The sequence below is a fragment of the Cecembia calidifontis genome, assembly GCF_004216715.1.
Lineage (GTDB): Bacteria > Bacteroidota > Bacteroidia > Cytophagales > Cyclobacteriaceae > Cecembia_A > Cecembia_A calidifontis.
In genome coordinates this window covers 3789226-3801041 of the sequence record NZ_SGXG01000001.1, presented here as the reverse complement: position 1 = coordinate 3801041, position 11816 = coordinate 3789226, and the positions used below count along the sequence as shown (strand labels likewise).

The window sequence follows — 11816 nt, the reverse complement described above, 5'->3', positions numbered from 1 at the left end:
TTATTTTTTTTGAAAAACCTTTTGCACGAAAAATCTATCCCTATATATTTGCACCACGATTTCAGCAAAAGGGCTGAAAAATAAAAGCCTCCTTAGCTCAGCTGGTAGAGCAACTGACTTGTAATCAGTAGGTCGCTGGTTCGATCCCGGCAGGGGGCTCAGTTTAAAAAACTTTGTTCAAATAGGCAGTTTTTATTTTAAGTATTATTAATTGCAACATTGAACAAGATTAGCAGGAGTGGTAGTTCAGCTGGCTAGAATGCCTGCCTGTCACGCAGGAGGTCGCGGGTTCGAGTCCCGTCCATTCCGCATTTAATTATCGAATGAGATAATTGTCATTTACAAGCTTTACTTCATTTTGGAGTGGTAGTTCAGCTGGTTAGAATGCCAGTCCCGAGTACTCGGGAAAGTCGCGGGTTCGAGTCCCGTCCATTACACATTTAGTTATCGAAAGAGATAATTGTCATTTACAAATTTTACTTCATTTTGGAGTGGTAGTTCAGCTGGTTAGAATGCCTGCCTGTCACGCAGGAGGTCGCGGGTTCGAGTCCCGTCCATTCCGCAAAACCTCAGCATTTAGCTGGGGTTTTTTGTTTTATGATCCATTTCGTTTATATCATTGAGTCGGAGGCAGACGGGACTTTTTACATTGGCGTGTCTTCGGATCCCGAAAAGAGGTTGGAGAGGCACAATCTTCCTCACAAAGGTTTTACATCCAGGAAGCGTCCGTGGAAGCTGGTTTATAAGGAAAAATTTTGTGATAAATCAGAGGCCCTAAAGAGGGAAAGGTTTCTTAAGGGCCAGAAGAGCAGGCAATTTCTTCTGAGTCTGATCAATGGCAGTTCAGCTGGTTAGAATGCCAGTCCCGAGTACTCGGGAAGGTCGCGGGTTCGAGTCCCGTCTCCCGTTTCACGGGACAGGCTATTCCGCAAAACCTCAGCATTTAGCTGGGGTTTTTTGTTTTATGATCCATTTCGTTTATATCATTGAGTCGGAGGCAGACGGGACTTTTTACATTGGCGTGTCTTCGGATCCCGAAAAGAGGTTGGGGAAGCACAATCTTCCGCATAAGTATTCACTTTTTGAAATACCTCCATCAAATAAAAAATTTTTCTTCCTCAGATTATTTTTATCTTTGCCTTAGTCAAAAAAAACAAGTATGTTACTAGAATTCGAAAAACCAATTGCTGATTTGGAGCTCAAACTTCAGGAAATGAAAGATTTGGCAAAAGGTAAGAATATAGATTTATCTACCGATATTCAGTCATTGGAAGAAAAAATTCAGACTTTGAAAAAAGAGACTTTCCAGAATTTAACAAGATGGCAGCGTGTTCAGCTATCAAGGCATGCCGATAGGCCTTATGCACTGGATTATATTTATGAAATCACCAATGATTTTATAGAATTACATGGTGATCGAACTGTAAAAGATGATAAAGCGATGATTGGTGGGCTGGGGGATATAGATGGAAGGACAGTCATGTTTATCGGCCAGCAAAAAGGAAGAAATACCAAGCAAAGGCAAGAAAGGAATTTTGGGATGGCCAATCCTGAGGGGTATAGAAAGGCTTTAAGGCTAATGAAAATGGCCGAGAAGTTCGGAAAGCCCATAGTCACCTTGATAGATACTCCGGGAGCTTTTCCTGGCTTGGAAGCTGAAGAAAGAGGGCAAGGAGAAGCGATAGCCAGAAACCTAAGGGAAATGTTTATGCTAAAGGTTCCTGTCATCTGTATCATCATAGGAGAAGGAGCGTCTGGCGGAGCATTAGGGATTGCAATAGGAGACAGGGTTTACATGTTGGAAAATACATGGTACTCGGTGATATCCCCTGAATCCTGTTCATCTATTCTTTGGAGAAGTTGGGATTATAAGGAACAGGCAGCCGAGGCCTTGAAGTTGACAGCAACTGATATGAAAGCCAATGGTTTGGTGGATGGAATTATACAAGAGCCGCTTGGAGGAGCCCATAAAGATATGAAGGCGATGGCCAAGACTTTAAAAGCAACTATTTTGGATGCGTTAAAAGAATTGGATAAGATTAAACCAGAAAAGCGCATTGACCAGAGAATTGAAAAATTCTGTTCAATGGGCGTTTTTGTTGAATAAAATATTTCACTTTCTTAGAGTCCCATAAACTTATGCATTAAACTAATCTGAGTGGCGTAAGTTTATGGGATTTTGTTTTATTAAGTTCCTAGGATGAAATTACATGTAATCAATACCGGATTTTTTAAATTGGATGGAGGAGCCATGTTTGGTGTGGTCCCAAAAGTACTTTGGTCAAAAACCAACCCAGCAGATGGAAACAATCTCTGTACCTGGGCCATGCGTTGCCTATTGGTGGAGATGGAAGATAGGTTGATCTTGATCGATAATGGTATTGGGGATAAGCAAGATGCCAAATTCTTTTCCCATTATTACCTTCATGGTGAGGATTCTTTGGAAAGATCATTACATCAGAAAGGTTTTTCGACAGAAGATATTACAGATAATTTTCTAACCCATCTTCACTTTGACCATTGCGGTGGGGGAGTAAGGTATTCAAAAAGTAGTTCACCTGCATTGGAGATGACATTTAAAAACGCCGTTTATTGGACCAATAAAGCCCATTGGCAATGGGCCACAGTACCAAATGCCAGAGAGAAAGCTTCATTTTTAGAAGAGAATATCCTTCCTATGGAAAAAAGTGGACAGTTAAGTTTCGTGGATCTGAATGATAAAAGAATTGCCGAGGGTTTTGAATTTTTTACGGTAGATGGTCATACGGACAAACAGATGATACCCAAAATCAAGTACAAGGGCCACACTATCGTCTTTGCTGCGGATCTTCTGCCTTCCACCGGACATATTCCCTTGCCTTATGTGATGGGCTATGATACAAGACCCCTTATTACTTTAGAAGAAAAAAAGAAGTTTTTGGAGGAAGCTGTGGACAATAAATATGTCATTTTTTTTGAACACGATCCAATTCATGAATGCTGTACCCTCAAGATGACCGAAAAAGGTGTTAGATTAGACCAAACCTTTTCTTTGTATGAGCTTGGATAAAAAAATTGGTATCGCCCTTTCCGGTGGTGGGGTAAGGGGAATATCCCATCTTGGGGTGTTAAAAGCACTTAATCAAAGAGGGATTTTCCCAAATAGGATAAGCGGAAGCAGTGCAGGCGCTATCGCAGGTGCATTGTATGCCGCCGGATACGAACCTGATGAAATTCTGGAAATCATTCTCAAAACCAATTATTTTAAGTTCCTCAGACCAGCCATCAGCTGGACCGGAATCCTGAAAATGGAAACTTTAGAGGAGCTTTTTAAGAAATATTTGCCGGAAAACTCTTTTGAGGCATTAAGAATGCCTTTGTCTGTAGCAGCGACGGATGTCAAAAGAGCGAAAGTGGTCTATTTTTCAGAAGGGGAATTGATTAAGCCTATCATGGCCTCTTCCTGTATTCCAGGGATGTTTGATCCCATAGCCATTGATAAACAATATTATCTTGATGGAGGAATATTAAATAATTTGCCGGTTGAACCTTTAGATGGAGTTTGCGATGTGGTGATAGGAGTCAATTGTAACCACCTTCCGGTGGAACACAATATAAAAAACATCAAAGGACTGATTGAAAGAAGTGTGATCATGTCCATGAATTACAATGTCTACAGCAGAAGAGATAAATGTGATTTTTTCATTGAACCCAAAGGACTGGCAAAATTTGGTGTTTTTGACATCAAAAAAGCCCGAGATATTTTCCAATATGGCTATGAATCAGCCATAGCTTTCATCGACGAGAATCCTGAAATTAAGGACTTAACGGTAAAAAGACAAAAACAAAAGATATGATGAAGTTATTGTCAAGATTGGTGTTTTGGATAGCAGGCTGGAAGCTTAATGCAGCATGGCCAAAAGATTTAAAAAAGGCTGTATTGATTGCAATTCCACATACCAGTAATTGGGACCTTTTATATGCCAGGGCCGCTTTTTACCTAATGGATATTCCAGTCCGATTTACCATCAAAAAAGAAGTGATGGTTGGTCCTCTAGGCTGGTTTATCAAAAGCTTAGGCGGAATAGCCATTGACAGGAAAAGGATACCAGGAGGAAGAAAGCAGACCTATACAGAGGCAATGACCAATATGCTAAAGGAAGCTGATGAACTGGTGATAATGGTAACCCCGGAGGGAACAAGAAGTCATGCCCCGAAATGGAAGACAGGATTTTACCATGTGGCTTTGGGAGCTGGTGTTCCTGTGGTTATTGGATATCTTGATTACAAAAAGAAAGAAGCGGGTATAGGCCCAATTATTCAGCCAAATGGGAAAATGGAAGAGCAAATAGAAGAAATGATGGCTTTTGGAAGAACTGTTACAGCAAAATATCCTGAAAAAGGGATTCTCTGATCAGTCCACCGTCAGGGTAACTTCATCAAAATATACCCTTCCCGTTGCCCTCGGCCCCATCACAAGGTAAACGGTTATAAAATCTATTTCATCAGGGGCATTGTTCAATACGAGTTCAATTGGTCTCCAGTCAAAAGTTCCATTGACACGGATTCTGTCCTGAGAGCTTATAAATCTCCCAATGGTGCTTCCTCTGCTATCCTGCACAGGAAATGCGCGCATAGAAATGTAGATATTGCTTCTTGGGCCTCTAAGTACAATGTTTTCACCTTTCAAATATGCCCGCATCCTAAGGGTTCTGCCAGGTCTTGGAGCAGGTCCGGTGTAGCTTTGTTTCCAATTTCCTGTGTTTTGATTTAAGCTATCCAGATTTTCTATATATACAGATCTTGAGCCAATTCTGAAAACCTCTTCACTTACTCCCAAATTGAAACCAGGTGAAGTAATCGCAACCCATGGTGAAACATTATCGGGGCTTGCCGAAAAATCAGAGTTTTTGAGAAGTTGAGAACCTGAAGGGAGCATGTCATTTCTGTCTGAACATCCCTGTAACAAAAAGAACAATAGTATCCAATAAAACCGTTTCATAACCAGATATTTCCAAATAAAATAACGTAGGATAACCAGGAAGTGTTTACTTCCATTTTTTGCTAAATATTACCAAAAAAAACTAAGTTTGGGTATATTGAAAGGATATAAAGAGAACGCAATTCTTTTACTATGAAAAAATGGATCAAGATTTTGTTGATATTTTGTCTATTGTTCTTGGTTTCCTTTATTGTTTATTCGTTTTTTCAGTTCAAGGACAGGCATCAGGGCTATTTTCTGAATTTAAATTACGATGAACCGATCAGCAAAGGATTTCAGGCCGGCTTTGGAAAATTCGATATTACCCCTTCTCAATTTGATACTTGGACTGATGCCAATGGGGATGCCAGGTTCAATGAAAAAGATGGGGATTTTTTCCATGATTTAAATAAAAATGGGAAATTCGATCCAATTTGGTTGGCAGGATTTCATCAAAACCGTCCTGCATCAGGCGTGAACGATCCTTTATGGGCCCGCTCAATCGTAATAGACAACGGGGATTTCAGGTTGGCACTTTGTGTAATTGATATGATCAGCTTCGGCAATGATGAGGTTATAGATGTCAGAAAACGCCTTGACCCAGGATTAAAGATTGATTATTTGTTCGTCTCCAGTACCCATGTACACTCTTCTCCTGACCTCATGGGAATGTACGGTCCGGATCAATTCACCAGAGGGGTCAATGTGCATTACTTGGAAGAGGTGAAGCAAGGGATTTTGGCTTCCCTTGAAGAAGCGGTATCCAAAATGGAGCCCGCTTATTTTAAAGTTTTTCAAGAGAACGAAGCAGCAGTTGACCTGGTGGGGGATACCCGCCAACCAAGTGTTCTTGATGCCTCTATTCAAATATTACAGGTCATCAGTAAAAATAATAACAATACACTTGGTACACTTTTGAATTGGGGCAACCATCCAGAGACACTATGGTCAGGGAATACACTTATCAGTTCTGATTTTCCACATTATTTCAGGAAATATGTTGAAGAAGGAATAGTTTGGCAGGATTCCCTATATCATGATGGTCTTGGAGGTGTGGCTGTTTTTTTGAATGGTGCTTTAGGGGGACTGATGACAACCCATCCTGGTATTCCAATTTCCCATCCCATAACAGGTGAAGTATTTACTTCCCCCAATATTGACAAGATAGATGCACAGGGAATGAAATTGGCAAAAATTGTTTTGGAGAAACTAGGCCAAGATGCGGTTTCACAATTTGATTTAGGGGCATTTCATGTGAGAGCCAAAAGTATAGACTTGCCCTTGGAAAACCGGATGTTTTGGTTAGGAGCTTGGACAGGTATCTTTGATAGGGGGTTTGTCAAATGGGGGAAAATAAGGTCAGAACTTGCTGCTTGGAATATAGGGCCAGTATCTTTTGTACATGTACCTGGGGAACTTTATCCGGAAATTTTGAATGGGGGAGTAGAATCACCTGAAGGAGCTGATTTCAATATTCCACCAGTAGAAGTACCTTCTATCAGAAGTCAGATGGGAGGGAAAGTGAAGTTTTTCAACGGAATGTCCAATGATATGATCGGTTATATTGTTCCAAAAAGCCAATGGGATGCCCAAGCACCATATACCTATGGTTATTTAGAAAGGCCCTATGGTGAAATAAACTCACTTGGTCCTGAAACAGCTCCCGTTATTCATAAAAACATCCTTCAGATGTTAAACGAAATAGAAAAATCATCCATTAACCCAAAATAATATGCAAGAAAGTATTCTTACAGCTGTATTCTTGCCCTTGGCCCTTGCTTTTATCATGCTGGGAATGGGCTTGTCGCTGAGTATCAAAGATTTCAAAAATATATTTTTGTACCCCAAAGCTGGAATTATCGGCCTTGTAAATCAATTGATCCTTTTGCCTGTCTTTGGTTTTGCCCTGGTGCAGTTATTTGGGTTGAGTGGTGCCCTGGCAGTGGGAGTCATGATCCTTGCTGCATGTCCAGGTGGAGCTACTTCCAACTTGATCACTCACTTGTCTAAAGGAGATATTGCCCTGTCCATCAGTTTAACTGCGATAACCTCATTTATTACCATCATTACTATCCCCCTCATTGTCAATTTTGCAATTTCCCATTTTGGAGAGGAGGGAAGCGTAACACTTCCTGTTGGGGAAACCATCATTCAAATTATGGGTGTTACTGTTATACCCGTTTCTATTGGCATGTTTCTGAAGAAAAGGTTTCCAGCGCTCTCTTTAAAAGCAGACCGACCTGTAAGAATTGCCTCTGCTGTATTTTTTGCGCTGATTATTCTTGCCGCAATCTTAAAAGAGAGAGATTCTATCGTATCGTTTTTTATTATTTCCGGCCCGGTAATGCTGAGCTTAAATATACTTACTTTGGTGGTGGGGTATTTCCTAGCCTCGATCTTTGTTTTGCCTAAAAGACAAAGATTGACCATCTCTATAGAGTCCGGGATCCAAAATGGCACCTTGGGTATTATGATAGCTGCTACTTTATTGAAAAATTCGGAAATGACAATTCCAATAGCTATTTACAGCTTGATCATGTTTATGACTGCCACCTTGATAATATTCATCACAAACAAAAAATCCCGCTCTTGATTGAGTGGGATTTTTTTTGAATTATTTAATTCCATAAAGGGATTTACTGACCTCTTCATATTTATCACCTTTATTCCATTTGGGTCTTTCTGACCAATTTGCAATTTTTTCTGCAGCCAGGATATAACTTTTCCAGTAAAGGACTGCATAATCAAGGTCAAAATTGTCAACATGATCTGAGGGCTGATGATAATGTCTGTTGATTTCTTCATCAAATGATCTAAATCCAAGACTGAATGTCGGAGCTGGTATTCCCTTTCTTGCAAAATTCACGTTGTCTGAGCGGTCATAGAGTCCTTGTTCCGGTGAAGGGTCAGAAATGGCTTCTAATCCGAAAGCAGCAGTGGCTTCTGAAATGAATGTGTCAGCCGAAGTTCTTCCCAAACCCACTACTGTTACGATGGAAGTATCATTATAACCGGCATTATCTATGTTTAGATTAAAAATTATCTGATTCAAAGGAACCAAAGGGTTTTCAGCAAAATAAGCACTCCCTAATAATCCTTTTTCTTCCGCAGTCCATGCGCATAACAGGATAGATCGCTTTGGGGGATGCTTGGCAAAATATCTTGCAGCGTTAATAATAGCAACAGTGCCAACTGCATTGTCCCTTGCGCCATTGTAAATGGAATCACCTTCTGCATTGGGTCTTCCCACCCCGATGTGATCGTAGTGTGCCGAAAGCATCACATACTCATTTTTCAGGACAGGATCTGTTCCCTCTATGATGGCTACAACATTTTTACCGATAATGCTTCTGTTGTTTTTGCCAGCAATGTTAAATTTTGCTGAACTGAACTCACCCCTTCCAATGGAATTTATCTGAGCATTACTTGGGTCTCTTAACCAAATGTAAGGGATGCTTTCTTCTCCTTGGGTATTATCAATAGTCAATTGGGGTCTGTTCAGGAAATTGGCGACCAAATTCCAAGGAACTGTGGGTACATTGTACATTTCAATGATTCCAATAGCTCCTTTTTTCTTAGCCAGCGCAGTCTTTTCTCTTCCAGCCGCAAATAAATCTGATGGGCTTAACCGATTTGGTGCGCCTACATTGGTTACTACTACCTTTCCAGTAACATTTTTTCCTTCATAATCACTTTCCAATCCGTAGCCCACAACCACTAGGTCAAAACTTCCCTGTAATGAAGGCCCATCCAGTACCAATAAATCTTCTCCTTGACTGAATAAGGTATTTCCAAGGGTGACTTCACCTTTTAGAGGCGGAGAGGAAAGACGAAAAGGAATATGTTGATAAAACCCCTTAGCTCCCGGAATTTCTTTTGTCCCATATTTCCAAAACTGCTCTGCAATGTACCTTGCTGCGGCATCTATTTCAGGCCGGATAGGATCTCTTCCCATCAGTTCATCCGAAGCCAGATACCTGAAATGTGAAATACTTTCTCTCTCATCAAAAGTGTTCTCAATGGCTTTTTTGCCATGCTGACAGTATCCTGCACTGCTTACCAAAGCAGTCAATAATAGAAGGCTTAATTTGATTTTCATTCCAAATTCTATGGTTTAGGATTCCAATATAGGTAAATTGGACTAATGAATCATAAAATGATTGATTAGACTGGCTTAAATTGGGTTGAATAGTAAATAACCAAATAAATGAAATTGATTCCATTCTGCTGGGAGCTGTCAGTGGGCATAATTTTTCTTTTTGTGTCCTGTAAATCGCAAAAAAGCTTTGATGCTTTTGAAATTGAAGATGGGTTGTATACTTCAAGAATTTTTGAGGGGAAAAAGGAAACAGTTTTCCTGGACAATGAACCTCAGTTTTTACATGTTTTTCCTGTCAATGAGAGCAATGGGATTTATTTTTTGGACACAACAGGAAAAGAAAGACTTTCTTTTCCCCAAAGGCAAGGTGCTGTGAAACTCAAAAATGAAGTTTTTCAAACCAAAAATTTTGACCTGGATCTGATTTCTATTCCCTTTAAATTCCGTGGGCGAAGGCAAGGTGTGCCTCCCCAATTGAATACCAACCTCAATGCTTCTTTATATGTCGGATATAGGTCGGATTGGTATACTTTGGGCTACAAACAAAATGAGTTTGGACTCTTTGACCGGATTACCAGACATTATGGAATGACTTTTGGTTTTTTTTCAGGACTTGGCTCTACTTCCATCAATCCTTTGGTCACACAAGATCGAATCAGTTATGAATACGATGGTATAACCTGGTCCAATGGTATGGCGCTTAGCTTTGCCTTCAATTACCTTAATCTTGGTATAGGGTTTGGATGGGATAAGCTTTTAGATAACAATTCAAGATATTGGGTTTATCAAAATAGACCTTGGCTTGGGCTTGTTCTAGGAATCAATTTGAATTAGGTAAATTGAGGGATAACTTATCCAGAATCTCCATAAAGTAAACAGGGACTTCTGCCTTAATACTGATTTTCTTTTTCTCCACAGGATGCTCAAATTCCAATTGCCAGGCATGTAGCAAAAGGTTGTTCAGACCAAAAGTATTTCTGAAAAAATTGTTCTGTTTATTGTCTCCATGAGTGGAATCGCCAATTACATAGTGCCTGGCGTGTGCCATATGACGGCGGATCTGGTGCATCCTTCCAGTATGAGGATAAATTTTCATAAGTGCATACCTGCTGGTTGGATATTTAGAGGAGGAAGGGTATGGGATTTCGGTCTGGTCTAATTTCCAAAATTCTGTTTTGGCAACCTGAAGTTCTCCATATAACTTTTTTTTAAGGGGATGATCAATGATCCCATGCTCTTCCATATATCCTCTCACCAGTCCCAGATAAATTTTTTTGATCTGGTCTGTAGGAAATAATGGTTGTAGCAGGGAGGTGGCTTCTGCATTTTTTCCAAATAGCAGAATTCCTGAGGTCGGACGATCTATCCTGTGGATTGGTGAAACCTGCTGTCCCATCTGATCTCTCAATAACTGGACAGCCAGTAAATGTTGTTCTTCTTTGGCCAGGCTGGTCCTATGGACAAGAACTCCTGCTGGTTTGTTGATGGCAATGTAATGCTCATCTTCAAAAATTATTTCGAGTACCGGTTTCAAAAACGCCTTTCTTAAAAAATTACTCCTGAACCAATACTTTCATTTCCCTCATACCATGCTACAAATTGACCTGAGGCAATTCCACGCTGTGCCTCATCGAAAATCACATATAAGCCTTTTTCTTTCATGATCAATGTTGCCCAGGTCAAAGGTTGTCTGTAACGGATTCTGGCCAGATAGCGCGCTGTTTTTCCGATTTCAAGCTGAAGATCCTCCCTGATCCAATGTACGTCTTTTTTAGGAACAAATAACCCAAATCTATTCAATCCGGGATGTTCTTCACCCAATCCGGTATAGATGATGTTTTCTCGGGTATCCGTTGCAATGACAAACAAGGGTTTACCAGTCCCGCCCACTTGCAATCCTTTCCTTTGGCCAACTGTGAAATAATGGGCTCCATTATGTTCGCCAATACATTTCCCTTGAGATTCATGGTATTGGACTGGGGAGCAAATATTGTCCAATTCTTCCGCTTCTAGATCTTCCAATCGAATACCAGCAGGTATTTTCTGATAATTGTACTCCGGCAAATTTTCTGGAATGACAACAATCTTTCCTTTTTTCGGCTTCAACTGTTGCTGTAAAAACTCCGGAAGCCGAACTTTTCCTATAAAACAAAGTCCCTGACTGTCTTTTTTATCTGCTGTGATCAGGTCTTGTTCTTTTGCTATCTGCCTGACTTCTGATTTTTGCAAATGACCAATAGGAAATAGGGCTTTGGACAATTGCTCTTGGCTCAGTTGACACAAAAAGTAACTTTGATCCTTATTGGTATCAGCACCTGCAATCAGTCTATAAACAGTTTTTCCGTCTTTTTCAAAACTGTCTTTCTGACAATAATGTCCTGTGGCTACGAAATCTGCTTTGAGTTTTTGGGCAGCTTTCAGGAAAATATCGAACTTGATTTCTCTGTTGCAGAGAATGTCAGGGTTTGGGGTCCTGCCTGCTTCATATTCTGCAAACATGTAGTCCACAATCCTTTCTCTATACTCTTCACTCAGATCGATGGCCTGAAAAGGTATGCCCAATTTTTCAGCGACCAACATGGCATCTGTACTGTCTTCCATCCAAGGGCATTCATTGGAAATAGTCACTGATTCATCATGCCAGTTTTTCATGAACATGCCGATCACTTCATAGCCCTGTTCTTTAAGAAGATAGGCTGCAACGGAGGAATCCACTCCACCTGATAGTCCGACGACTACCCTTTTTTTATTTTCCAT

The 11816-nt window shown here is 40.4% G+C and carries 13 protein-coding genes and 4 tRNA genes; 13 read left to right on the top strand and 4 right to left on the bottom strand.

The window, feature by feature from the left end; genetic code table 11:
- The first annotated feature begins 86 nt into the window (after nt 1-86).
- From BC751_RS16315 to BC751_RS16265, 10 genes are all read left to right on the top strand, one after another.
- Nucleotides 87-159: transfer RNA gene (locus BC751_RS16315), tRNA-Thr, on the top strand.
- Between the two features lie 76 nt (nt 160-235).
- Nucleotides 236-309, top strand: a tRNA-Asp gene (locus BC751_RS16310).
- A gap of 179 nt (nt 310-488) precedes the next feature.
- Nucleotides 489-562: transfer RNA gene (locus BC751_RS16300), tRNA-Asp, on the top strand.
- A gap of 35 nt (nt 563-597) precedes the next feature.
- Complete coding sequence (locus tag BC751_RS16295; protein WP_130276581.1) at nt 598-855, top strand: GIY-YIG nuclease family protein; 258 nt, start codon at nt 598-600, stop codon at nt 853-855.
- A tRNA-Ser gene (locus BC751_RS16290) sits at nt 841-902 on the top strand. Before BC751_RS16295 ends, BC751_RS16290 begins: the two co-directional genes overlap by 15 nt.
- A gap of 62 nt (nt 903-964) precedes the next feature.
- A complete protein-coding gene (locus BC751_RS22585; RefSeq protein ID WP_130276580.1) occupies nt 965-1144 on the top strand; it encodes a GIY-YIG nuclease family protein in 180 nt (59 codons plus the stop codon).
- A gap of 15 nt (nt 1145-1159) precedes the next feature.
- A complete protein-coding gene (locus BC751_RS16280) occupies nt 1160-2107 on the top strand; it encodes an acetyl-CoA carboxylase carboxyltransferase subunit alpha (protein WP_130276579.1) in 948 nt (315 codons plus the stop codon).
- Between the two features lie 93 nt (nt 2108-2200).
- On the top strand, nt 2201-3049 hold the full coding sequence (locus tag BC751_RS16275) for an MBL fold metallo-hydrolase (RefSeq protein ID WP_130276578.1): 849 nt from the start codon (nt 2201-2203) through the stop codon (nt 3047-3049).
- On the top strand, nt 3036-3836 hold the full coding sequence (locus BC751_RS16270) for a patatin-like phospholipase family protein (RefSeq protein WP_130276577.1): 801 nt from the start codon (nt 3036-3038) through the stop codon (nt 3834-3836). Before BC751_RS16275 ends, BC751_RS16270 begins: the two co-directional genes overlap by 14 nt.
- A complete protein-coding gene (locus BC751_RS16265) occupies nt 3833-4393 on the top strand; it encodes a 1-acyl-sn-glycerol-3-phosphate acyltransferase (protein WP_130276576.1) in 561 nt (186 codons plus the stop codon). The genes BC751_RS16270 and BC751_RS16265 overlap by 4 nt, the downstream gene beginning before the upstream one ends.
- Here BC751_RS16265 and BC751_RS16260 read toward each other — a convergent pair whose 3' ends face one another.
- Nucleotides 4394-4981, bottom strand: a complete 588-nt coding sequence (locus BC751_RS16260; protein ID WP_207226911.1) for a hypothetical protein — start codon at nt 4979-4981, stop codon at nt 4394-4396.
- Between the two features lie 132 nt (nt 4982-5113).
- On the opposite strand from BC751_RS16260, the gene BC751_RS16255 reads away from it, so the two are divergent.
- On the top strand, nt 5114-6691 hold the full coding sequence (locus BC751_RS16255; protein WP_130276574.1) for a hypothetical protein: 1578 nt from the start codon (nt 5114-5116) through the stop codon (nt 6689-6691).
- A gap of 1 nt (nt 6692) precedes the next feature.
- On the top strand, nt 6693-7553 hold the full coding sequence (locus tag BC751_RS16250; protein WP_130276573.1) for a bile acid:sodium symporter family protein: 861 nt from the start codon (nt 6693-6695) through the stop codon (nt 7551-7553).
- A gap of 21 nt (nt 7554-7574) precedes the next feature.
- On the opposite strand, the gene BC751_RS16245 is transcribed toward BC751_RS16250, so the two are convergent.
- Entirely contained in the window at nt 7575-9059 is a 1485-nt protein-coding gene (locus BC751_RS16245; protein WP_130276572.1) for a M28 family peptidase, read from the bottom strand.
- A gap of 108 nt (nt 9060-9167) precedes the next feature.
- Between BC751_RS16245 and BC751_RS16240 the strand changes: the two genes are divergently transcribed.
- Nucleotides 9168-9893, top strand: coding sequence for a hypothetical protein (locus BC751_RS16240; protein ID WP_130276571.1), 726 nt, complete (start codon nt 9168-9170; stop codon nt 9891-9893).
- Here BC751_RS16240 and BC751_RS16235 read toward each other — a convergent pair.
- Together BC751_RS16235 and mnmA are read right to left on the bottom strand one after the other, a co-directional pair.
- Nucleotides 9880-10593, bottom strand: coding sequence for a pseudouridine synthase (locus tag BC751_RS16235; protein WP_130276570.1), 714 nt, complete (start codon nt 10591-10593; stop codon nt 9880-9882). The genes BC751_RS16240 and BC751_RS16235 overlap by 14 nt on opposite strands.
- A gap of 11 nt (nt 10594-10604) precedes the next feature.
- Nucleotides 10605-11816, bottom strand: coding sequence for a tRNA 2-thiouridine(34) synthase MnmA (gene mnmA / locus BC751_RS16230; RefSeq protein ID WP_130276569.1), 1212 nt, complete (start codon nt 11814-11816; stop codon nt 10605-10607).

Bases quoted from the DNA above. Each gene is read 5' to 3' on its own strand.
- BC751_RS16255 (WP_130276574.1), top strand. From the start codon at position 5,114: ATGAAAAAATGGATCAAGATTTTGTTGATATTTTGTCTATTGTTCTTG.
- BC751_RS16295 (WP_130276581.1), top strand. From the start codon at position 598: ATGATCCATTTCGTTTATATCATTGAGTCGGAGGCAGACGGGACTTTT.
- BC751_RS16240 (WP_130276571.1), top strand. From the start codon at position 9,168: ATGAAATTGATTCCATTCTGCTGGGAGCTGTCAGTGGGCATAATTTTT.
- BC751_RS16275 (WP_130276578.1), top strand. From the start codon at position 2,201: ATGAAATTACATGTAATCAATACCGGATTTTTTAAATTGGATGGAGGA.
- mnmA (WP_130276569.1), bottom strand. From the start codon at position 11,816: ATGGAAAATAAAAAAAGGGTAGTCGTCGGACTATCAGGTGGAGTGGAT.
- BC751_RS16245 (WP_130276572.1), bottom strand. From the start codon at position 9,059: ATGAAAATCAAATTAAGCCTTCTATTATTGACTGCTTTGGTAAGCAGT.
- BC751_RS22585 (WP_130276580.1), top strand. From the start codon at position 965: ATGATCCATTTCGTTTATATCATTGAGTCGGAGGCAGACGGGACTTTT.
- BC751_RS16270 (WP_130276577.1), top strand. From the start codon at position 3,036: ATGAGCTTGGATAAAAAAATTGGTATCGCCCTTTCCGGTGGTGGGGTA.
- BC751_RS16260 (WP_207226911.1), bottom strand. From the start codon at position 4,981: ATGAAACGGTTTTATTGGATACTATTGTTCTTTTTGTTACAGGGATGT.
- BC751_RS16265 (WP_130276576.1), top strand. From the start codon at position 3,833: ATGATGAAGTTATTGTCAAGATTGGTGTTTTGGATAGCAGGCTGGAAG.
- BC751_RS16280 (WP_130276579.1), top strand. From the start codon at position 1,160: ATGTTACTAGAATTCGAAAAACCAATTGCTGATTTGGAGCTCAAACTT.
- BC751_RS16250 (WP_130276573.1), top strand. From the start codon at position 6,693: ATGCAAGAAAGTATTCTTACAGCTGTATTCTTGCCCTTGGCCCTTGCT.